The sequence below is a fragment of the Rhodopseudomonas sp. NSM genome (assembly GCF_052445935.1).
GTDB lineage: Bacteria > Pseudomonadota > Alphaproteobacteria > Rhizobiales > Xanthobacteraceae > Rhodopseudomonas.
In genome coordinates this window covers 94,269-115,541 of sequence record NZ_JBQTCH010000005.1, presented here as the reverse complement: position 1 = coordinate 115,541, position 21,273 = coordinate 94,269, and the positions used below count along the sequence as shown (strand labels likewise).

Annotated in this window: 18 protein-coding genes and 2 pseudogenes; 1 reads left to right on the top strand and 19 read right to left on the bottom strand. The window is 65.2% G+C overall.

Translation table 11 applies throughout. From position 1 onward, the window contains the following. The 12 genes and pseudogenes from ACTZWT_RS14585 to ACTZWT_RS14530 all read right to left on the bottom strand — a co-directional run bounded on the left by ACTZWT_RS14585 (position 1) and on the right by ACTZWT_RS14530 (position 13,127). Positions 1-867, bottom strand: coding sequence for an FAD binding domain-containing protein (locus ACTZWT_RS14585; protein ID WP_444770401.1), 867 nt, complete (start codon positions 865-867; stop codon positions 1-3). 2 nt (positions 868-869) lie between these two features. Then, positions 870-1,322, bottom strand: a complete 453-nt coding sequence (locus ACTZWT_RS14580; RefSeq protein WP_444770400.1) for an SRPBCC family protein — start codon at positions 1,320-1,322, stop codon at positions 870-872. A gap of 1 nt (position 1,323) precedes the next feature. Continuing rightward, the gene (locus tag ACTZWT_RS14575) at positions 1,324-3,591 is read right to left on the bottom strand and encodes a xanthine dehydrogenase family protein molybdopterin-binding subunit (RefSeq protein ID WP_444770399.1); all 2,268 of its coding nucleotides are present in this window, start codon (positions 3,589-3,591) and stop codon (positions 1,324-1,326) included. Position 3,592: 1 nt separating this feature from the next. Beyond that, entirely contained in the window at positions 3,593-5,104 is a 1,512-nt protein-coding gene (locus tag ACTZWT_RS14570) for a tripartite tricarboxylate transporter permease (protein ID WP_444770629.1), read from the bottom strand. Further along, entirely contained in the window at positions 5,104-5,556 is a 453-nt protein-coding gene (locus ACTZWT_RS14565; protein ID WP_444770398.1) for a tripartite tricarboxylate transporter TctB family protein, read from the bottom strand. Before ACTZWT_RS14565 ends, ACTZWT_RS14570 begins: the two co-directional genes overlap by 1 nt. Next, positions 5,553-6,506, bottom strand: a complete 954-nt coding sequence (locus ACTZWT_RS14560) for a tripartite tricarboxylate transporter substrate binding protein (RefSeq protein WP_444770397.1) — start codon at positions 6,504-6,506, stop codon at positions 5,553-5,555. Before ACTZWT_RS14560 ends, ACTZWT_RS14565 begins: the two co-directional genes overlap by 4 nt. Positions 6,507-6,524: 18 nt before the next feature. Then, the gene (locus tag ACTZWT_RS14555; RefSeq protein WP_444770396.1) at positions 6,525-7,787 is read right to left on the bottom strand and encodes a pyridoxal-phosphate dependent enzyme; all 1,263 of its coding nucleotides are present in this window, start codon (positions 7,785-7,787) and stop codon (positions 6,525-6,527) included. Then, the gene (locus ACTZWT_RS14550) at positions 7,787-8,974 is read right to left on the bottom strand and encodes a M24 family metallopeptidase (protein ID WP_444770395.1); all 1,188 of its coding nucleotides are present in this window, start codon (positions 8,972-8,974) and stop codon (positions 7,787-7,789) included. Before ACTZWT_RS14550 ends, ACTZWT_RS14555 begins: the two co-directional genes overlap by 1 nt. A 235-nt stretch (positions 8,975-9,209) precedes the next feature. Beyond that, the gene (gene cofC / locus ACTZWT_RS14545) at positions 9,210-9,809 is read right to left on the bottom strand and encodes a 2-phospho-L-lactate guanylyltransferase (RefSeq protein WP_444770394.1); all 600 of its coding nucleotides are present in this window, start codon (positions 9,807-9,809) and stop codon (positions 9,210-9,212) included. Continuing rightward, positions 9,806-12,181 carry a 5-amino-6-(D-ribitylamino)uracil--L-tyrosine 4-hydroxyphenyl transferase CofH gene (cofH, locus tag ACTZWT_RS14540; protein WP_444770393.1) on the bottom strand — a complete coding sequence of 792 codons (2,376 nt, stop codon included), beginning with the start codon at positions 12,179-12,181 and terminating at the stop codon, positions 9,806-9,808. The genes cofC and cofH overlap by 4 nt, the downstream gene beginning before the upstream one ends. Before the next feature lie 235 nt (positions 12,182-12,416). After that, a pseudogene (locus ACTZWT_RS14535) lies at positions 12,417-12,847 on the bottom strand (FAD-dependent oxidoreductase); the annotation flags it as partial. Between the two features lie 28 nt (positions 12,848-12,875). Continuing rightward, a complete protein-coding gene (locus ACTZWT_RS14530; RefSeq protein ID WP_444770392.1) occupies positions 12,876-13,127 on the bottom strand; it encodes a hypothetical protein in 252 nt (83 codons plus the stop codon). Between the two features lie 52 nt (positions 13,128-13,179). Here ACTZWT_RS14530 and ACTZWT_RS14525 point away from each other — a divergent pair. After that, positions 13,180-13,449 (top strand): annotated as a pseudogene (locus ACTZWT_RS14525) (Lrp/AsnC ligand binding domain-containing protein); the annotation flags it as partial. Between the two features lie 132 nt (positions 13,450-13,581). Here ACTZWT_RS14525 and ACTZWT_RS14520 read toward each other — a convergent pair. Genes ACTZWT_RS14520 through ACTZWT_RS14490 form a run of 7 tightly spaced genes read right to left on the bottom strand, consistent with a single transcriptional unit; the run spans position 13,582 to position 21,253 of the window. Next, complete coding sequence (locus ACTZWT_RS14520) at positions 13,582-14,208, bottom strand: SRPBCC family protein (protein ID WP_444770391.1); 627 nt, start codon at positions 14,206-14,208, stop codon at positions 13,582-13,584. Positions 14,209-14,218: 10 nt separating this feature from the next. Then, entirely contained in the window at positions 14,219-14,692 is a 474-nt protein-coding gene (locus ACTZWT_RS14515) for a (2Fe-2S)-binding protein (RefSeq protein ID WP_119858453.1), read from the bottom strand. Beyond that, positions 14,689-15,501, bottom strand: coding sequence for an FAD binding domain-containing protein (locus ACTZWT_RS14510; RefSeq protein WP_444770390.1), 813 nt, complete (start codon positions 15,499-15,501; stop codon positions 14,689-14,691). The genes ACTZWT_RS14515 and ACTZWT_RS14510 overlap by 4 nt, the downstream gene beginning before the upstream one ends. Next, the gene (locus ACTZWT_RS14505; RefSeq protein ID WP_444770389.1) at positions 15,498-17,861 is read right to left on the bottom strand and encodes a xanthine dehydrogenase family protein molybdopterin-binding subunit; all 2,364 of its coding nucleotides are present in this window, start codon (positions 17,859-17,861) and stop codon (positions 15,498-15,500) included. Before ACTZWT_RS14505 ends, ACTZWT_RS14510 begins: the two co-directional genes overlap by 4 nt. Positions 17,862-17,896: 35 nt before the next feature. Next, positions 17,897-18,604: an ABC transporter ATP-binding protein gene (locus ACTZWT_RS14500; protein ID WP_444770628.1), complete on the bottom strand. Its 708-nt coding sequence runs from the start codon at positions 18,602-18,604 to the stop codon at positions 17,897-17,899. Beyond that, positions 18,597-20,414 carry a branched-chain amino acid ABC transporter ATP-binding protein/permease gene (locus ACTZWT_RS14495; RefSeq protein ID WP_444770388.1) on the bottom strand — a complete coding sequence of 606 codons (1,818 nt, stop codon included), beginning with the start codon at positions 20,412-20,414 and terminating at the stop codon, positions 18,597-18,599. The genes ACTZWT_RS14500 and ACTZWT_RS14495 overlap by 8 nt, the downstream gene beginning before the upstream one ends. After that, a complete protein-coding gene (locus tag ACTZWT_RS14490) occupies positions 20,414-21,253 on the bottom strand; it encodes a branched-chain amino acid ABC transporter permease (protein WP_444770627.1) in 840 nt (279 codons plus the stop codon). The genes ACTZWT_RS14495 and ACTZWT_RS14490 overlap by 1 nt, the downstream gene beginning before the upstream one ends. Positions 21,254-21,273: the final 20 nt, after the last annotated feature.

Here is a 21,273-nt window from a genome sequence, read left to right as displayed (position 1 = left end):
TCAGCGCCCTCCTGCCACGCCGGCGCTGTCCAGCACTGCGCGTCCGATGAACACGGCGGCGAGATGCCGCTTGTAGTCGGCGCTGCCGTAGATGTCGTCGGATGCCGGCAGTTCGGCCGCCATGGCTTGGGCCGCCTGCGGCAGGACGTCGGACAGCGCCTGCGGCGGTACGCCCGCGAGTGCCGCTTCGACCGGCTCCGCATGAATCGGGTTGTCGCCGATGCAGCCGATCCAGACGCGGTAGCGCGGCGCGCCGGCCTGTGACTGATACGCCGCCGCGACGCCGACTGCAGGGTATTCGAGGTGACCGAAGCTGCGATAGCAGAATTGCTCGCCGGCGGTCGGCAGCGGGACGCGGATCGCGGTGAGAATCTCGTCGTCGGCGCGCGCGGTGGTGAACGGACCGAGGATGAACTCGGCCATCGGCACGCTGCGCTCGCCGTTCGGCCCGTGCAACGTCACCGATGCGCCCAGCAGGCAGAGCAGCGCCGGGGGATCGGCGTGCGGCTCCGAGAAACACAGATTGCCGGCGAGCGTGCCCGATGCCCGCACGCGGATGTTACCGACGTTGTCGCTGAGCCTGGCGTAGGCCGGCAGGGATTCGCGGATCAGCGGGTCGGTGGCGAGCCGCAGATGCGTCACCAGCGGCCCAATCACCAGCTCGTTGCCGTCGCGCGCGAGCCGGTCGAATCCGGCGATGCGCTTCAGATCGATCAGATGCTCGTACCGCAGGACGCGCGCCTTCAGCGCCAGCAGCAGTTCCGTTCCGCCCGCATAATACGCGCTGTCGTCGCCGAATTGTTCGCGCAATGCCAGCGCGGCCTCAAGCTCGGTCGGACGATGCAACTGGAACGGGGCGAGCCGCATGGTCAGATCTCGCCCAGCCGCTTGCGGAAATTGGCCTCGAATTCGGCGAAGTTCTCCTGCGCCTTCTTCTTGATCATCGAATGGCCGAGCGACGCCAGCCGGCCGGCGATCTGCAGTTCGGCCTGCACCGCCAGCCGCGTCAGCTCCGCCGCGATGACCTCGAGCCGCAGGTCGAAATTCACGCGCAGCGTGGTGCCGGTGAACTTGTCCTTGCCGGTGGCCTGCGCGATCACGAATTCCAACTCGCCAAACGCCTCGACCACGATCTCGGCCGGCACCTCGAGCTTGAACGGCCCGATCTTCTGCTTCATCAGCGCCGAATAGGCCTTCAACCGCTCCTTCTCCTCGATCGTCTCGATGCCGGGAATACAGCCGGCCATCTCGCGGATGTCGAGCATGATCGGCCACAGCCGGTCCGGCGTGCAGGGTAGATCGGCCTCCATCCGGAATTCCACGTCAACTTTCCTTCTTGTCTTTCAGCGCGCGCCAGACGCGCTCCGGCGTCAGCGGCAGCTGCTTGACGCGGATGCCGAAGCCGGTCGCCAGCGCATTGGCGATCGCCGGCGCGATCGGCAGGATGGCGCCCTCGCCCATGCCGCGCATGCCGCCCGGCCCCGGCCCGCCGCCGTTTTCGATCAGCACGGTTTCGAACTGCTCGGGCACGTCGTCGATCGTCGGCACGTGATAGTCGATCATCGTGCCGTTGACCGGCTGGCCGTCGGCATAGATCAGTTCCTCGAACAGCGCGTGGCCGAGGCCCATGATCGCCGCGCCCTCGTCCTGGCCCTCGGCGCCGGTGCGGTTGATGGCGCGGCCGATGTCGGCGACGCTGACATAGCGCTTCACCGCGATCTCGCCGGTGTCCTCGTCGAGCGTGATGCCGCAGCGGCCGGCGGCCGTTTCCCAGAACAGCGGCGCCTTGGCCAGCGCGCCGCCGCGTGACCGCGGCGAGATCCGGCCGATGCCGATCAGTTCGCCGCTGTCGATGCCGAAATAAGGATGCAGCAGATCGGCGAAGCTGTAGCGCCGGCCTGCCGACGTAAAGCCGCCCGCGACCAGCGCGATACCGGCCGGATCGAGTCCGAGCGTCGATGCGGCGATGTCGCCGATCTGCGCCTTGATATCGGTAGCGGCGTCCTCGATCGCCAGCGCCATCATCAGCGACGAGCGGCTCGCGCCGGTGCCCCAGTCGAACGGCGCAATCGCGGTGTCGGGCGTCAGCGCGCTGACCATGGAGACTGGTTGATTGAGCTGTTCGGCGGCGACGCGGCACAGCACCTCGCGAATGCCCTGCCCGACCTCGATGCTGGAGGAGATCACCGCGATCGACCCGTCGATCTTGAGCCGCAGCAGCACGCCCGCGACCGGCGAGTTCGCCGGATCGGCGACGCCGAGCGCGGTGCCGTGGACGATCCTGCCGTGCGGCTCCTGCGCGTCGAGCCGGCTCATCGCCTGCGACGCCAGCCCCATCGCTTCCGCCATATCGACGTCGATCGGCGTCAGATCGGGGCGGACATGCTCGCCGCGTTTCAGCATGTTGCGGTAGCGCAGCTCGACCGGATCGATGCCGAGCGCGTCGGCGATGATGTCCATCTGGGATTCGGTGGCCCATACGCCCTGCGGTCCGCCGATCGACCGAAACGCCGCGCCGGGCACGGTGTTTGTGTAGACGGCCGTACTCTGCAGCCGCAGATTCGGAATCCTGTACGGGCCGATGGCGCGGATCGCCGCCTTGATCGCCACGGCCGGCCCGGTGTCCGCATAGGCGCCGCCGTTCATCAGCACCTCGACGGATTTTGCCTGCAGCATGCCGTCGGCGCTGACCGCCGTCTTCAGGTTGATCGTCGCGCTCAGCCGCCGCGCGGTCAACATCGATTCCGATGCGGAGAAGCAGATCCGCACCGGGCGGCCGATCTTCCACGCCACCGCCGCGACCAGCGGATCAATCTTCACCGAGGCCTTGCCGCCGAAGCCGCCGCCGATCAGCGGCGTGATAATCCGCACCTTGGCGATCGGCAGATCGAAGATGCGCGACAGCACCTTCTGCACCGCGGTCGGCGCCTGGCCGCAGCTCCACACCGTCAGCCCGTCGTCGCCGAACGACGCGATGCCGCAATGCGGCTCCATCGCGTAGTGATAGACCATCGGAAAGTCGAAGCTGTCTTCGAACACGCGATCCGCCGACGCGAATGCCGCTGCGACGTCGCCGGTCTCGTAGGCGTAGCTCTGGAAGATGTTGGTGCCGGCGACCGGCTTGGCTTCGCCCTTGAAGTAGAAGTCCTTCAGCGGCTGGACGGCGTCGTGCACCAGCGGCGCATCCGGCGCCAATGCATCGGCGGCCTCGGTGACGTAAGGCATCGGGTCGTAATCGACCATCACCGCATCGAGCGCCTCTTCGGCCGCGGCCTCGGTCTCGGCCACCACCACCGCCACCGGCTCGCCGACATAGCGCACGCGATCGATCGCAATCAGCGGCCGGTCCTTCAGCGACACGCCCCAGATCGCGTCGATGCCGTCGAAATCGGCGCCCGTGACGACGCCGATCACGCCCGGCATCGAAAGCGCGGCGGCGATGTCGATGCCGGTGATCCGCGCGTGCGGCATCGTACTGCGCAGCACCTTGCCGTGAACCATGCCGGGCACGACCAGATCGGAGATGAACGCGGCGCGGCCGGTCACCTTGTCGAGGAAGTCGACGCGATCGGGACGTGCCGCGGCGGTCATCTCAGCCCTCCGACGGCACGGCGCGGTGGCGCGTGCGGCCGAAATGCGACCACAGCTGGGCCGTCAGGATGACCGCGGCGATCAGCAGGATCGTCAGCGACATCGGCCGCTGCAGAACGATCAGCAGGCTGCCGTCGCCCATCAGCATCGATTGCCGCAGCGCGGTGTCGAGAATGTTGGCGAGGATGAACGCCATGATCAGCGGACCGGCGTCGAGGCTGGCCTTGCGCAGCAGATAGCCGATGCCGCCGAACAGCATCAGCGTGGTCACGTCGGCGAAATTGCTGCGCAGGCTGTAGGTGCCGAAGATCGCGATCAGCAGGATCGTGGCGCTGAGCAGCCAGGACGGCACGCGGAGCAACTGCACCCACAGCCCGACCAGCGGCAGGTTCAGCACCAGGAGCATGATGTTGCCGACATACATCGACGCAATGACACCCCAGAACACGTCGGGATTTTTCACCAGCATCAATGGGCCGGGTTGCACGTTCTGGATCAGCAGACCGGCGAACAGCACCGCGGTCACCGCGTTGCCCGGCAGGCCGAGCGTCAGCAGCGGAATGAACGACGCCGTGGCCGCCGAATTATTGGCCGATTCCGGCCCGGCGACGCCGGCGATGGCGCCGTGGCCGAACTGCTCCGGCGTCTTCGACAGCTTCTTCTCCAGCGTGTAGCTCATCAGCGAGGCGAGAATGGCGCCGCCGCCGGGAATCAGCCCGACGAAGAACCCGATCACCGAGCCGCGTGCGATCGGGCCACTGGAGTCGCGCCAATCCTGGCGGCTCGGAAACAGCCGGCCGATCTTGGTCGACAGCAGCGAGCCGCGCGATTTCTCCTCGAGATTGTGCAGGATCTCGGCGACGCCGAACAGGCCCATCAGCATCGGCACCAGATCGATGCCGTCGGTGATGGCCATGATGTTGAAAGTGTAGCGCTCGACGCCGGTGATGGTGTCGATGCCGACCAGACCGAGCAGCAGCCCGACCAGCACCATGGTGATGCCGCGGACCGGCGAGCCGCCGGACAGCGTGGCGCTCAACGACAGCCCGAACAGGGCCAGCGCGAAGTACTCGGGCGGCCCGAAGGTGACGGCGAATTTGGCGAACAGCGGGCCGACCAGCGCCAGCGCGCACACCGCGACGGTGCCGGCGATGAACGACCCGATCGCGGCGATCGCCAGTGCCGGGCCGGCGCGGCCCTTCTTGGCCATCTGATAGCCGTCGATGCAGGTGATCACCGAGGCGGCCTCGCCCGGGACCTTGAGCAGGATCGAGGTGGTCGAGCCGCCATACATCGCGCCGTAATAGATCGAGGCCAGCATGATGATGGCGCCGAGCGGCGAGCCGGCGTGATAGGTGAGCGGCAGCAGCACCGCGATCGTCGTCACCGGGCCGAGCCCGGGCAGCACCCCGACCAGCGTGCCGAGCACCGAGCCGATCGCCGCGTACAGCAGGTTCGACGGCTCGAGCGACAGCGAGATTCCGTAGCCGAGTTTTTCCAGGGCTTCGAACATCACCAGGCGGGCCCCAATTGCATGGGCACCTTGAGCAACAACGGGAAGATCACCAGCCCGCAGCCCGTGAGACAGCCGCTGGCAACGACCGCGCGCAGCATGCTCTGGCGATAGAATCCGCGAATCCAGATCGTCAGCAGGACGAGCGTCGCGATCACGAAGCCGGTGTAGGGCACGACGATCGCGTAGACGATCGTCGTCAGGATCGCCGCGCCCGGCGCGAGCGCGAAGCCGCTTTCGTCGGCCGGCAGCGGCTCACGCACCACGAGCACCAGCAGCCCCAGCAGCGCGATCGACACCGCCAGCGGCAGCACCCCCGGCCCCGGCGCGTCGTCGACCCAGAAGCCGAGGCGGAAGGCGCCGAGCCCGAAGGTCAGCGCCAGCGCCAGCAGCATCAGGACCGCGACGTAGGTCGGCGTCGTCAGCCGTGCCATGGCGGTGGGGCGGCTCATTTCGCCTTGCCGATGTCCTGCAGGATTTCGCGCGCCGAGGCGTATTCGCCCTCGACCAGCTTCTTGACCTCGGCGCCCGGCAGGTCGAGCGGCACCATGCCGAGCCGCTCCATCGTGTCCTGGAACGTCTTGTCGGTCATCGCCTTGCGGAAGGCGGTTTCGAGCTTCATGCGCACGTCTTCCGGCATCCCGGCCGGTCCGATGATCGCCTGCACCGACCGCAGCGATTTGAGCCCCTTCTCCGACAGGCTCGGCACGTCCGGATACGATTTCGAACGCTGCGGCGTGGTGACCGCAAGCAGCCGCACTTCCTTGCTCTCGATGAACGGCGCCCAGACCGACGTCTCCATGATGAAGTCGACGTGGCCGCCGAGCAGCGCCGGCACCGAAGCCGCGGAGCCCTGCTGCGGCACATGGACGAACTTGGCCTTGGTGGCGAACTGCAGCGCCTCGCTGGTGAGATGCTGGGTGGTGCCGACGCCGGCGGTGCCGTACTTGATCGCTCCCGGCTTCGCCTTGCCCTCGGCGATCAGATCGTCGATCGTCTTCCAGCGCGCATCGGCCTTCACGGCGATGCCGATCAGATTGTCGCCATAGTAGCTGATGTACGAAAACGCGTTGATCGGGTCGAAGGGCAACTGACGGCCCTGCAACGCGGCCAGATAGCTGGTGCTCGACAGCGTGCCAATGGTGTAGCCGTCCGGCTGGGCTTTGGCGAGGGCGGCCATGCCGATCGAGGTCGAGGCGCCCGGCTGGTTGATCACCACGATGGTCTGACCGAGCGAGGCTTCGGCCGCCTTGGCCAGCACCCGCGCGGTCTGGTCGGTGCTGCCTCCGGCGGCCCACGGAACGATCAGCGTGATCGGCTTGTCGGGATAGTCCGCGGCCGCCGCTTGCGGCAGGAGCGCCGCCAACACCAGACCGACAGCTCCGACGATTTTCGATTTCATGTCCATCTCCATCTCGCCTCAGTTGCTTGGAAATATTCCCGCCGATTGCAGGATTTGCCAGGCCGCCGACAGATCGGACGGCACCGCTATGGTGTCGCCCTGGGTGGCGGCAGTGACCGCCGGGTCTTTCAGACCCGACGCCGTCAGCAGCGAGACGACGACGTCGTCCGGCTTGATGATTCCCGATTTTGCGAGCCGCTCGACCGCGACCAGTCCGCCGGCGGACGCCGGCTCGAGATAGCGGGCCTCACGCGTCGCCAGCAGATGCTGCCATCGCATGGTTTCGTCGTTGGAGATCGTCACCGCACGGCCGCCGGATTTTCGCACGATCTCGAGCGCCTGATAGGTGCCCTGGACGGCGCCGATCGAGCCCGACACCGTGTCGAAGGTCTTCGGCATCGCCGGCGGCGCTTCGAGGTCGTCGTCGAGCGCCCGGCCGATCGAGCCGTAGACCTCCGCGGCGACCATCTTCGGCATCCGATCGATCCAGCCCGCCGCCTTCATCTCGGTGAAGCCCCGCCACATCCCGATCAGCGCGTCGCCGTAGCACACCGGCAGAATGCACCAATCCGGGGCCCGCCAGCCGAGCTGCTCGACGGTCTCGTAGGCCAGCGTCTTGTAGCCTTCGATGCCGTAAGGATTGGAGCCGACGGCCGGGCCGAAAAACGGCGAAGTCGGAAACCAGCCATACTGCCGCACAGCGTGCTCCATGAACCGCCAGCGGTCTTCCTTCTGCGGCACGGCGACGACCTTGGCCCCATAGGCGCGCATCTGCGTCACCATCGGCCCTGCGGCCCCCCCGAACGTAAACACCACGCAGGGGATGCCGGCTTTCGCCGCATAAGCGGCGGCGGCGGCGCCGGCGTTGCCGGATGAACTCGACACGATGGTCTTGGCGCCCATCTGCTTGGCGACCGACACCGCGATGCACGCGAGACGGTCCTTGAACGACCAGGTCGGATTGCCGCTCTCGTCCTTGCCGTAGAGCTGTTTGAGACCGAGCTGATCGCCGACCGCGCGCAGTTGGCGGAGCGGCGAACCGCCCTCGCCGAGCGACACCGCGTCGGCCTCGCTCACCGGCAGCACGTCGCCGTAACGCCACAGGCCGCTCGACGGCCCGGCGCCGGCCGCGTCCGGCCTGCGCAAGGCGAGCGGCTCATCGTAGACGACGACGAGATTGCTCCGCACCACCGGCCGGCAGGCCGGGCAGTCCTCGGCGTAATGATCCGGGGCATAAAGGGCGCCGCAGCGCAGGCACTGCAGCCCTTTGACCTTCGCCATCAGAGCACACGCAGCGCCGTGTTCGACAGCATGAACGACTCGACGCCGTCCTTGGTGACGACCAGCGTGTCCTCGACCTGCAGACCGGCGTAACCGATCTCGTAGTACGGCGTCTCGACGCAGATCACCATCCCCTCCTCGAACACGTCCTTGCTGGAGGGCGCGATGTTCGGCGCGTCGTAGCCGTCGAGACCGATGCCGTGACCGACATGGCTGCGCTGATAATGCGGGATGCCCTCGCGGCGCACGGCTTCCACCGCGGCATTGAACACATCGGCCGCCTTGACGCCCGGCTTGATCATCTCGATCGCGCGATCGAGGCCGACGCAGATCGCGCGATGATACTTGCGCGTCTTGGCGTCCGGCTCGCCGAGCACGCCGTTGCGGGCGATGTCGGCGCGGTAATGCTTGTAGCGGCCGCCGGCGTCGAAGCGGATGATATCGCCGGCGACCAGCTCGCGCTCGGTCGGCTGCACATTGGTCATCGCGCTCCGGGTACCGACGCCGATGCAGCCGAGCACGGGAAGCCCACCCTCGACGATGGTCTTGGTGTGAAATGCGCGCGCCAGATCGTTTTCGGTGGCCCCGACCTTGGCCACCGCGAGCGCCGCATCGATCGACATGTCGGCGATCTGCGCCGACTTGCGCAGCCGCGCGATCTCCTCCGGCGTCTTGATCGCCCGCCCGTAGCGGAAAATGTCCGCGGCCCTCACCAGTGTGGCGCCGGGCAGCGCCTCGGCGAGCTGATCCCAATATTGCGGCAGGATACCGATTTCGTCGACGCCGATCCGCGCGTTCTGCAGGCCGCGATCCTCGATCACCTTCACCAGGGCCTTGACGGCGTCACCGCAGTCGCCCTGCGCGAGCAATGCGTCGATGCGCCGATCCTGCGCATCGAGCTCCACGCCTTCGGTCTTGTTCACCGAGAACCCGCCGAAGCGGCGAATGTCCTGCACCCAGACTTCGGCGTCGGCGGCGAGATCGATCAGGCCGGTCGAGGCGATCACCGCCGGCTCTCCACGGCCCGGCGCCGGCAGCACCGCATAGGCCTGCGGACCGCGGCGGATCCACTGGCTCATCGCCCAGAAGCCACTCGCATAGGTGACGTTTTCCGGCATTGTCGCGACCAGCGCGGCGAGCGACGCCTGCTTCATTCCCGCGTTCAGCCGTTCGATATTGGCCAACATCTGAATTTGCTCAACTCATTCCGATAATAGGAACAACGTTCCCTTAGAGAGAACAGTACGAGACAACGCGGCGAAACGTCAAGTCGGTCGGGGCGGTTGGATGGCGATTAGTTGGGCGCACCGCCTATCAGTACGCCAGCGAAGCATCGAGCGCACTCACGTCGGCTGACCTGCACCGCAGCGCAGCCATCCGGCATCGCTTCAGCCGGGCCGGCGATTCAACAATCTGGCCGGTTCAGGCCGCGGCATCACCTACCCATCGGCGATAATCGTCCGGCTCGTCGAGATCGAAGGCGAGGCGCTGATCGATCACCACCGCAGGCGTCGTGCCCTGCGTCTGTCCCGCCTTGAAATGCCGCTGAAAACTTCCAGGACCATAGCCGAAGCGAAATGCTTCGGCGATTGCGCGGTCGATGCAAAGCAGATTGGTGCCGTCGAACTTGCGGTCGGGCACGATGACGACCGGCGCCTCCGCTGTCGCAATGCCGCGTAGCGTCTCGGCTTCGACGTACGGCAGATCGATTGGCAGGATCATCAACCGCGCAGGCGCGTCAGTGCGGCTCAACAGCCGATCACGGGCGGCAGCGAGCGCAGCATTGAGATCACCGGCGGAGTCATCGATGGTGGCAGCCGCAAAGGACGCCGCCATCCGACGGACCTGCGCGGCTGCGCTCACCACGCTCACGTACTCGGCGCCAAAGGCCGCCACGGCCGCGGCGAGCGTTTGGCGCAGCATGCGCTCGCACAGCCATTTCCGGCCGACGGCATCCAGCGCGCCGGCCAGGCGCGATTTGCCAAGCTCGAACGGCTTGCAGGGAATAAGGACGTGGGTCATCGTGCGATCGCCATTTGCTTCGGCACGAATGGCGTCATCACCAAGTCCTGCAGCTCCGGCGCCGCGAAGCTGGCGTCGCGCCGCTCGTCTGACACAGAGCGATATAGCGTGGAGCGCTGCTCGGCAATCCGTCCGGTGCGCGCAATCAGGGCTTCCATCGCTGCCGGCGCCAGTTCCTGGCCGTGCTGCGTACCGGCGGCGCGCGAGATGCTTTCGTTCATCAGCGTGCCGCCGAGATCGTTGACTCCGGAGCGCAGCAGGCTCGCCACACCGTCCTCGCCCAGTTTCACCCATGACGCCTGAATATTGGTGATCAGCGGATGCAGCACCAGCCGCGCCACCGCATGCATCAACCGCACTTCGCGCCAGGTTGGCCCGCTGCGCGCCTGGCCACGCAACGACATCGGCGCCTCCATGTGAATGAACGGCAGCGGCACGAATTCTGTGAAGCCGCCGGTCTCTGCCTGTAGGTCGCGGATGCGCAGCAGATGCGCCGCCCAACTATCATAGCCTTCGACATGGCCGAACATGATGGTAGCGGTCGTGCACAGCCCGACGCTGTGCGCAGCGCGCACGATGTCGAGCCAGATCTGCGTTGTCAGCTTGTCGGCACAGATGACCCGCCGGACCTTATCGTCGAGGATTTCCGCGGCGGTGCCGGGGAGCGACCCCAGCCCGGCATCGCGCAACATCGCAAGGAAGTGCTCGACCGGCAGGCCGAGCGTAGCGGCGCCCTGACTGACTTCGAGCGGCGAGAAGGCATGCACATGCATGTCCGGCACTTCGTCCTTCACGGCCCGCAGCAGGTCGAGATAGGTGCGGCCGGTGTAGTGCGGATTGATGCCACCCTGCATGCAGACTTCGGTGGCGCCGCGGTCCCACGCCTCGCGGGCGCGGCGTGCGACCTCTTCGAGCGACAGATCGTAAGGGCGCCCACGCAGATGATCGTGGGTCTTACCCTTGGAGAACGCGCAGAACTTGCAGGTGTAGCTGCAGACATTGGTGTAGTTGATGTTGCGGTTCACAACATAACGCACCGTTTCGCCGCTGGTCCGGGCGCGCAATGCATCGGCCGCCTCGCAGATCATGTCGACATCGCCGCCGCGCGCCGCGAACAGCGCCGTCACGTCCTGCTTGCCGAGCCGCGTTCCGGCGGCCGCGCGCACCACAAGCCGCTCGAGCGAGACGTCGCTACGCGCACCCTTGCGCTGCGGCGGAATTGGCACCAAGCCGCCCGGCATCCAGCCGTCGTCGCGCGCGCAGCCTTCGCCGTCGACGACCTTGAGCACCTTCGGCAACAGCGACAGATCGATCCATTGCGCGGCGTTGCGCACATAGGACGGATACACCGCGAGTCGGGGTTGCAGCACCAGGCCGGCGGACTCGGTGGCCTGCTTAAGCCGAGCGATATCCGGCCATGGTGCTTCCGGATTGACGTGATCGGCGGTGACCGGCGAGATCCCGCCCCAATCGTTGATGCCGGCCTCGAGCAGCCGCGGGTAGTTCGCGTAGCTTAAATTCGGCGGAACCTGGATGTTCATCGCCGGCCCGAACACCAGCCGCGCCACCGCTGCGGTCCACAGCAGATCGTCGAGCCCGGGCTCGTCGTGCCCGGCGAAGCGCGTCTCCGCCTTGGCGCGGAAATTCTGCACGATGATTTCCTGAAGATGACCGTAGCGTTCGTGCAGCGCGCACAGTGCCAACAGCGACTGCACTCGCTCCAGCCTTGTCTCGCCGATGCCGATCAGAATGCCGCTGGTAAATGGCACACGGAGACGACCCGCGGCTTCGATGGCTGCGAGCCGCACCGTGGGCAGTTTGTCGGGCGAGCCAAAATGCGCCTCGCCGCGTTCGCACAGCCTCTCCGAGACCGTCTCCAGCATGATGCCTTGCGACACGCTGACCTTGCGCAGCCGGGCGGTCTCTTCTTCGCTCATCACGCCGGCATTGACGTGCGGCAACAGACCGGTTTCTTCGATGATCAGCCGGCAGATCTTCTCGACGTATTCGACCGTGGAGCCGACGCCTTGCGCGGCGAGAAACTCTCGGGCGGCCGCGTAACGCAGCTCCGGCTTGTCGCCGAGCGTCAGCAGCGCCTCGTGGCAGCCCGCCGCTTGCCCTGCGCGAACGATCGCCAGCACTTCATTAGGAGACAAATACGCTGCTTCGACCTGGCGCGGCGTCTTGGCGAAGGTGCAGTAGCCGCAGCTGTCACGGCAAAGCCGGGTCAGCGGCACGAACACCTTGCGCGAGTAGCTGATCACGGCGCGATGGCCGTCGCGCCCCAGCGCCCTCGCCTCGCCCAGTAGCTCGGCCTGCGGCATCGCCTCATAGGTTCGCAACAGGTCTTCCGCCGATCCGTCCACCCGCATCTCAATCGACCCTCCACAGCTCCAGAGTGCCTCCAAGGCGTCGTCAGACCGCAAGCGCCCGAAGCTTTGTCTGTTTCACATACCGAAACAACGTTTTAATTTTGGCGACACTGCGTCGGCATGTCAAATCACGCTGTGCTGGGTGCGCGGACCGCTCCTTCGGGCGCTCAATTCGCGGTCCGCTTGCTAAACCGCAGGATCGGTCGGACCGGAGCTTCAGGCACAGGGAGGCGCCTCGCCTCGACCCGCACGCCATCGTCCATCCCAGCGTGCCGTGGCCCGAATTGATGTAGAGATTGCGATGCTGTGTGGCGCCGATAATCGGCGTGCCGTCGGGTGTCATCGGCCGTAGCCCGGTCCAGAACGAGGCACTCGACTGATCGCCCGCACCGCCGAACAGGTCTTCGACGGAGTGCTGCAGCGTGTCCCGCCTGGCTTGCGGCAGATCGAAATTGAAGCCGGTGATCTCGGCCATGCCGCCGACGCGAATGCGGGATCCCAGCCGCGTAATGGCCACCTTGTAAGTTTCGTTCATGACAGTCGACACTGGCGCGCGGGCCTCGTCGACGATCGGTAGCGTGATGGAATAACCCTTGAGCGGATAGCCCGGGACGCGGAGCCCGTCGCCAGCAAAGCCGGCGTATAGCTGCCCAACGCGGCGACGAACACATCGGCACGCTCGTCACCCAGGTCGCTATCGACAGACGTCACCGCACCGGACACCACGCGCAATCCGCGGATGCCGACGTTGAAGCGAAACTCGACGCCGATCTGTTCGCAAAGATCTTTTCAAAGCACTGGTGAACTTGAAGCAATTGCCGGCTTCGTCGTTAGGCAGCCGCAGTCCTCCGGCGATCTTGTCCTGCACCCAGCTGAGTCCGGGCTCGGCGGCCACACAACCCGCGGCATCCAGCAGTTCGAACTCGACGCCGTCATTCTTCAGCACTGCTATATCCTTGCCGACTGCATCGCTCGGCCCGTCTCATCGCGAACGGGCGCTGACCGTGATCATCAACATCTCGCTGGAGCGGCAGACCGAGGATTATCTGAGCCGGTTCGAACGGGCGATCCGCAAGCACCCCGAGATCCAGGAATGCTATCTGATGACCGGCGGCTCGGACTATCTGCTCCGTGTCGAGGTCGACAACGCAGCCGAGTTCGAACGCATTCACACCGACATTCTGTCGACGCTCCCCGGCGTGTCGCGAATTCAATCCAGCTTCGCAATCCGCAACGCCCTGGCGGGAACGAAGCAGCGAGCCACGCGACGCACGACAACGGACGCCGCACAAAAGGTGACCGCCGCGCAGTCCGATCATGCCGGCCTTGATCGGGCTGCCGGCCCCACACGCACAAGTCGCGGCGAGAAGCGATCAGCAAGGCACAGCGTGGACGGAATCTTATGACCAGCCGAAGACGCCTTTGATCTTCTGCCAGATCAGGTTCAACATCAGGGTGCCCAGATTGAGCGACTGCGGCGGAGCAGCGGCCTGAGGTCGTTCAGCCGACGCCGGCGTCGACGGGGACTGAGCTGGTGCGGACGAAGGCAATTCTGCAGACGAAACAGCGGCCGGCGCGGAGGCGGCCAGCATCGCTTCGAGATTGACGGCAAACACCTTGGTGATGCTGCCGGCGATCTCCTTGACGATGCCGGCGCGGCTGAATTGAGCCAGCGGTCCCGAAATCGAGTATTCCACCGATAGATCGATCCGGGTTGCCGCATCGCCGACGGCCTGCAACTGATACTTGACCAGGGCCTTCACACGCGTCGCGTTCTTGCCGTCTTTTCCAGCGCCGCTGATCGTGCCCGAATGCGTCGCCTCATCACGGACCACTTCGGCGTCACCGGCGAAGGCGGCCTTGATCGGCCCCAATTGAACCTTGAAGACGCCGGACGCCTTCTCGTTGCCGTCGACCTGCGTGATCTCTGCGCCGGGAATACAGGACGCCGTCGCAGGCAGATCACCCAAGCCGCGCCACACCGTATCGAGGGGGCGACCGACTTCGAAGGATTGATCGAGCTGCATGACTGTCTCCTCACGCTTTCGCGCGATTGGCCGCGTAGATATTCTCGACCGCCCGGATGATGCCTTGATAGCCGGTGCAGCGACACAGATTGCCGGACATTTCACGCGCGATATCGGCAGGGTCGAGATCGGGAAAACGCGTTACCAGGTCGTAGGCCGTCATCAGCATGCCGGGCGTGCAATAGCCACACTGCAGGGCATGCTCTTTCGAGAACTCGCTTCGGAGCGCGTTCATCTGAGCGTCGTCGCCGAAGCCTTCGATGGTGCGGATATCGCGGCCGTCGCAGGCCGCGGCGAGCGCGATACACGACCGCGCTGACACGCCGTCGATGTGCACCGTGCAGGCACCGCAGACGCCGTGTTCGCACCCGACATGCGTGCCGGTCAAATGCTGCTTCTCGCGGAGAAAATCGACGAGGGACAAGCGCGGCTCGACGCTGGCCTGCACCACCTCGCCGTTGATGGTGAGAGAGATTTCGATCATGCCAGGCCACCGATCTTCAAGGCACGCAGGACGGCCGCCGCGTGGAAATGAACATGCTGTCCTTCGACCCCCGGCGCTGCGTCACGCACCGCCTGACGCAGCCCCTCGATGCTGAAGCGCGCTGGCCAACCGTCCGAATACAGCTCCACCGGCGGCGCCGACAGCGCCCCCGCGATGATCCGGCGATGACCCGAACCGGTGTCGGACACCACGCAGCCGATTGCCTCGGCGAACTCACCGACCTTGCGACTGTGCTTGTAGTAGCCGAACTGCGTTGCGGGACTTAGCACCGGCACATCGATCCGTGCCAACAACTCGCCCGGCTCCAGGGCGGTGGTGAAGCTCCCGAGCATAAAGTCCGCGATCGGAAGCCGACGCGTGCTTTGCGGTCCGACGAGGTGAAGCTGGGCGCCCAGCGCCCGCAGGCAGGTCAACCAATCCGCCGCCGGATCGCAATGCGCGACGCTGCCGCCGATCGTGCCGCGATTGCGAACGCCCCGATAGGCGATGCCGCCCGCCACCTGGCGGAGCAGTTCGAAGGTCGCTCCCATGTAAGCCGAACGCTCGATTTGCGCATGCGTGACCATCGCGCCGATCGAGATCACGCTCGGCGAGATGTCGATGGTCGTCAGCTCGGCGATACGCGAGATGTCGATCACCGCTGTCGGCCGCACCAGGCGGAGATTGAGCATCGGCACCAGCGACTGGCCGCCGGCCAGAATGCGCGCATCGCCATCGTGATCGGCGAGCGCCTGCGCGGCTTCGGCCAGCGTGTTGGCGCGGATGAAATCGAAGCTGATCGGCTTCATGCTGCGCCTCGCGCGACGAAGCCAGCTTCCAATCCGACGGCGTCCAGCGCCTCCAATATCCGCGCCGGCGTCACCGGGACCTCCGCCACTTCGGCGCCGAACGAGCGCAAGGCGTCGTTGACCGCATTGACGATCGCGGCCGGCGGCGCGATCGCACCGCCCTCGCCGACGCCTTTGACGCCGAAACGCGTAAACGGCGATGCGGTCTGGAAATTGAGCAGCCGAATGGTCGGCACGTCGCCACAGCCCGGAACTAGATAGTCCGCCAGCGTCGAGGCTTGGGGCTGCCCCATCTCGTCGTAGCGCACTTCCTCGAACAACGCAGTGCCGATGCCTTGAACGATGCCGCCCCAGATCTGGCCGTCGACGATCATCGGATTGACCTGGATGCCGCAATCGTCGACCGCCACATAATCGCGCAGCTTGACGGTGGCAAAGTCGCGATCGATCTCGAGCACACAGACATGGCTCGAATAGGCGAACGCGCCGGAATCCTGCTGCGGACGATAGCCGCCGACCACTTCGAGGCCCGCGCTGTCGATACCTACCGGCAGCTCTGCGGGCTTGAAGTAATAGATGCGAGCGATTTCGGCGATCGTCATCGATGCCGCATCGGCGTGAAAGGCCCCGTCTCGGAACACAAGATCGTCCGGCGCCTTTTGCATCAGATGCGCAGCGGCCGCACGCAGCCGGACAATCAGCCGATCGCACGCATCCGCAATGGCGCCGCCGACCATGACCATGCCGCGCGACGCATAGGTGCCGGTGGAATACGGCGTCAGCGCGGTGTCGCCGTGGGTGACCTGAATCTGATCGGTGTGAATGCCGAGGACTTCAGACGCGACCTGCGCGAACGACGTCTCCATGCCCTGTCCGTGCGACTGCACGCCGGTGCGGATATCGGCTCCGCCATCGGGCGTGATGCGCACCGCCGCTTGCTCGTGGCCCGGCATCAGGCGGGTATTCATCCAGGCGAGCACGGACGTACTGATACCGGTGTGTTCGGTGTAGGTGGCGAACCCCACGCCGAGCAGCGAACGGCCGTCGGCGAGGCGCTCCTGCTGCTCCTTGCGCAAAGCCGCGAGATCGATCGCGCCGAGTGCGGTCTCGAGGCATTTGGGGTAGTCGCCACTGTCGTAGAGCTTCCCGGTCACCGACCGATACGGCATCAGCTCGACCGGAATCAGGTTCTCGCGGCGGACCTCGTGCGGCTCGCGGTTCACCGCACGGGCGACAGCATCGACGATGAGCTCGGTCGCAAAACACGCGCCGGGCCGCGCCACGGCGCGATACGCCTGGATCGGCGGCTTGTTGGTCGCGACGGTGCGTCCTGTAACGCGATAGTTCTTGATCTGGTACGGCCCCGGCAAAATGCCGGCGGCCTGAATCGCGTCGAAGGCGCAGGTATGCGGCCAGATCGAATATGCCCCTGCATCGACGACGATGTCGGCGTCGAGTCCAAGCAAATGCCCTTGCTCGTCCGCATAGGCCGTCATCGTGTAGATGTGCTCGCGCGAATTGGCTGCCGCCGTGAGATGCTCACGACGATCTTCCAGCCAACGCACCGGGCGGCGCAGTTTCATGGCGAGGAAACCGAGGATCAGTTCCTCCGGATGCAGGATGGCCTTGTAGCCGAAGCCGCCGCCGACATCGGGAGCGATTACCCGGATGCGATTCTGGTCGAGGTCGAGAAATTCTGAGAGCCCGGTGCGGATCAGATGCGGCGACTGGGTCGAGGAATAGACGATGAGTTGGCTGACACGCTCGTCCCACAGCGCAACGACGCCGCGGCCCTCGATCGGCACCATGGCCTGGCGCGCCAATTTGAAGGTCCGCGTGACTTTGACCGGCGCCGACTGGCGGATCGGCTCGAAATCGTCGCCCTGCTGCAGACGATGGAAGATGTTGTCCGGCAAGTCGGGATGTACCGCCGGTGCACCGGCCCGAAGCGCCGCTTCGGCGGAGGTCAATGGATCGAGTTCGTCGAAGTCGAACATGACCCGCTCGGCGACGTCCTCGGCATCGGAGCGGTTCTTGCCGACGCAAGCGGCGAGGATCTGGCCGACGAAATTGACCTTGTCGCGGGCCATCACCGGATAGGGCGTTTTCAGATAGCCCGGGATCGTGGCCTCGGCCAGAATCGGACGGACCGCGTCGAGATCCGAACCGGCGAACACACGGCTCCGGTCCGCGTCCTCGATGTCCGGTGCCTTCAAGATGGCATGCGCGACGGGACTGCGGACGAAGGCGACGTCGAGCATGCGCGGGAAAACCAGATCACCGACAAAGGTGCTTTGCCCATGCAGATGACGCTTGTCTTCCTTCCGCGGAACGCTCGCGCCAATTCCTGTGGACCCCATCTCGGACCTCCCGTCCCTCCGACTTGCCGCGGAGCTCATCCGCCCAAATACGCGGCTTTGATGCCTTCGTCATCCAGAAGCGCCGAGGATGACATCTGCTTGGAGACCGAACCTCGCTCGATCACATAGGCCAGCCGGCTGTACTCGAGCGCCATGAAGGCGTTCTGCTCGACAAGCAGGATCGAAACGCCCTGCTCGTTGATGCTCCTGAGCTTTTCAAAAACTTCCTCGACCAGATTCGGAGCCAGCCCCAGTGACGGCTCGTCGAGCAGCATCAGCTTGGGCCGGGCCATGATCGCGCGGCCGATGGCGAGCATCTGCTGCTGGCCTCCCGACAGCGACCATCCCAATTGCTTGCGGCGCTCGGCCAGTATGGGGAACAGCTCGAAGACGCGGTCGAGATCTTCGGCCGCCGACTGACCGCGACTGATCCATGGTGTCGTCGCTACGCGCAGATTGTCGTAGACGCTCAATCCCGGAAACACGCCTCGGCCTTCCGGCACCATGGAAATCCCGAGCTTGGCGATTTCGGGAGTCTCCCGCCCGAGGATCTCGGCGCCGTCGAACTTGATCGAGCCTTGCCCGCGCAGCAATCCCATGATGGCGCGCAGCGTCGTCGTCTTGCCGGCACCGTTGGCGCCGATCAAAGTCACCATCTCGCCCTGGTTCACGGCAAGGTCAATGCCGTGAAGGACTTCAACGCCATCCGCATAGGACGCGCTGACGGAATTGACCTCAAGCAAAGGCATTCTTCACGTCCTTGGCGGCGGCACGTTTTCCGAGATAGGCGCCGATCACTTCCGGATCCCGCTGAATCTGCGCCGGAGTCCCGTCGGCGATCTTCTTTCCGAAATTCAGCACCGTGATGCTGTCGGCGATCTTCATGACGAACGGCATGTTGTGCTCGACGATCAGCACCGTCAGGCCGATCGCCTTCATCTTGCGGACCTGCACCACCAGCCGCTCCACCTCCGTGGGGTTCATGCCTGCAGCCGGCTCGTCGAGCAGGATCATGCGCGGCCGCAGCGCCAACGCGCGGGCGATCTCTACCATCCGCTGCTGCTCGTGCGGCAAAGCGCTCACCTGGATGTCGCGCATCGACCACAGACCGACGAAGCGCAGCGCCGCCTCCGCCGTCGCTCGAAGTTCAGCCTCTTCGCGCGCGGCTGCCGAACTGGCGATCATCACCGACGACCAACTCGCGGGATTTGCGCCGCGGCAGCCCACCAGCACGTTGTCCATCACCGACAGCGAATGAAACGACCGGAGATTCTGAAAAGTTCGCGCGATGCCCGCCTTGGCGATGTTCCAGGACGACGTCGCCGGCAGCGTTTTGCCGGCAAATTGCATCACGCCCTCCTGACGCTGGTACACGCCGGAGACGAGGTTGATGAAGGTCGACTTGCCGGCGCCGTTCGGGCCGATCAGCGCATGAATCGTCCCAGCGCGCACCTGCATCGATAGATCGTTGATGGCCACAAGGCCGCCGAACCGACAGGTCAGGTTCTCGATTGACAGCATCACGTCGCTGCTCTGCGTTGCGACGCCCCTCGGGCGCAGCCGATCGATCGCCGGATCGTCGATCGCCAACTCTTCGATGGCGCCGTTGTCGCCGAGCTGCGGCACCTTCACCGCCTTGCGGCGACGCAGGAAGCCGAGAATGCCGTGAGGCAGAAACACCACCGCGAACGCCACGCCCGCGCCGTAGATGACCTGATAGTACTCTTTCGAAATCCTAAGTGCTTCAGGCAGCATGGTAATGAAGCCCGCGCCCAGAACCGGCCCGAAGGTGGTGCCCATGCCGCCGAGCAGCACCATGCTCAGAACCTGAGCCGTCACCTCGAACGTGAATGCGTCGGGGCTGATGAAGCCGACAAGATGCGCGTAGAGCGAGCCGGCGCAGCCGGCGATCACCGAGCTGATAACGAAGGCGAGAACCTTGACGCGCGTGACGTTGACGCCGGTCGTGCCGGCCGCCATTTCGGAATCGCGCAGCGCGGCGAAGCTGCGGCCGTATTTCGAGTTCTCGGTCCGGCGCGCGAGCACCAGGACGAGGCCGAGAAAGGCCAGGCCGAGATAGAAGAACCTCTGATCGTTGTCGAACTGGAAGCCGAACAGCGACGGGGCCGGGATCGCTGCGATGCCGTCACCTCCGTGGGTGAGTTCATGCCAGTTGTACAGAACGATCCGAATGATTTCGCCGAACCCGAGCGTGCCGAAAGCAAGGTAGTGCCCCTTCAGGCGCAGCGCCGGAACGCCGATGATCAGGCCGGCAAGACCCGCCATGACGCCGGCGAGTACGAATACGGGCCAGAACATCACGCCGGATCCGGCATGGGTGAGAATGCCGGCCGTGTAGGCGCCGATGCCAAAGAAGCCGGCATGGCCGAGCGAAATCTGCCCGGCGTAGCCAAGCACGAAGTTCAGGCTGATCGCCAGGATCGCGTAGATGATGCCGACATTGACCAGCCGCATCAGATAATCGTTGGGGACGATCGCGGGCACAATCAGCAGCGCCGCGCAGACAACCAGGATGACGAGCTTGCGCATCATCAGCCGCGTTCCTTGATCGCTTCGCCGAGCAGCCCGCGCGGGAACGCCACCAGGAAGACGATGAGGACGGCGATGCAGATCGCATCCTTGTAGACCGACGAAATGTAAACTGCGGTCAGGATCTCGATCAGGCCGACCGCAATGCCGCCGATCACCACGCCGGGAATCGAGCCGAAGCCGCCGATCACGACCGCGATAAACGCCTTCAACAGAACCGCCGCTCCCATGTCGGTATCGATCAGGAAGATCGGAGCCAACAACACCCCCGCCACGCCGGCGATAGCGCCCGACATGATGAAGGTGATGCCGATCATCCGCCGCGGATAGATGCCCAGGAGCTGCGCCATCTGCGGATTTTGCGCGGTTGCGCGCAGCCGGCGGCCGAGATCGGTGTGAAAGAACAACAGGTATTGGGCGAGGAGCAGAACAGCCGTCACGACGATGATGGCGACGTTTTCGGGCGACAGCACAACGGACCCGAACCTAATCGAGTCCGCCGATGTCAGCGCGGGTACCTTCAGCGGGTTCGGCCCCCAGATGATCAGCGCCAGATTGCGCACCAGGATCGAAAACCCGATCGTGGCGATGACGAAATAGAGGAAGGATCGATCCTTCAATGGATAGAACAGCAGCTTCTGAAACACCCAGCCGAGCAAGCCGACCGCGGCGATGGTGATGACCACGGCGAGCCAATAAGGGATCGGCATCGCCGTGGTCGTGTAGAGCACGAAGGCTCCCAGCATGACGAACTCGCCCTGGGAGAAGTTGAGGCCTCCCGAAGCATTGTAGATGAGGACAAAGGCGAGCCCTACGAGTGCGTAGATGCACCCCATCGCCACGCCTGATGCGATAATCTGCA

Coding starts and splice junctions, on each gene's coding strand:
- ACTZWT_RS14585 (WP_444770401.1), bottom strand. CDS start 867: ATGCGGCTCGCCCCGTTCCAGTTGCATCGTCCGACCGAGCTTGAGGCC.
- ACTZWT_RS14575 (WP_444770399.1), bottom strand. CDS start 3,591: ATGACCGCCGCGGCACGTCCCGATCGCGTCGACTTCCTCGACAAGGTG.
- ACTZWT_RS14570 (WP_444770629.1), bottom strand. CDS start 5,104: ATGTTCGAAGCCCTGGAAAAACTCGGCTACGGAATCTCGCTGTCGCTC.
- ACTZWT_RS14565 (WP_444770398.1), bottom strand. CDS start 5,556: ATGAGCCGCCCCACCGCCATGGCACGGCTGACGACGCCGACCTACGTC.
- ACTZWT_RS14560 (WP_444770397.1), bottom strand. CDS start 6,506: ATGAAATCGAAAATCGTCGGAGCTGTCGGTCTGGTGTTGGCGGCGCTC.
- ACTZWT_RS14555 (WP_444770396.1), bottom strand. CDS start 7,787: ATGGCGAAGGTCAAAGGGCTGCAGTGCCTGCGCTGCGGCGCCCTTTAT.
- ACTZWT_RS14550 (WP_444770395.1), bottom strand. CDS start 8,974: ATGTTGGCCAATATCGAACGGCTGAACGCGGGAATGAAGCAGGCGTCG.
- cofC (WP_444770394.1), bottom strand. CDS start 9,809: ATGACCCACGTCCTTATTCCCTGCAAGCCGTTCGAGCTTGGCAAATCG.
- cofH (WP_444770393.1), bottom strand. CDS start 12,181: ATGCGGGTGGACGGATCGGCGGAAGACCTGTTGCGAACCTATGAGGCG.
- ACTZWT_RS14520 (WP_444770391.1), bottom strand. CDS start 14,208: ATGCAGCTCGATCAATCCTTCGAAGTCGGTCGCCCCCTCGATACGGTG.
- ACTZWT_RS14515 (WP_119858453.1), bottom strand. CDS start 14,692: ATGATCGAAATCTCTCTCACCATCAACGGCGAGGTGGTGCAGGCCAGC.
- ACTZWT_RS14510 (WP_444770390.1), bottom strand. CDS start 15,501: ATGAAGCCGATCAGCTTCGATTTCATCCGCGCCAACACGCTGGCCGAA.
- ACTZWT_RS14505 (WP_444770389.1), bottom strand. CDS start 17,861: ATGGGGTCCACAGGAATTGGCGCGAGCGTTCCGCGGAAGGAAGACAAG.
- ACTZWT_RS14495 (WP_444770388.1), bottom strand. CDS start 20,414: ATGATGCGCAAGCTCGTCATCCTGGTTGTCTGCGCGGCGCTGCTGATT.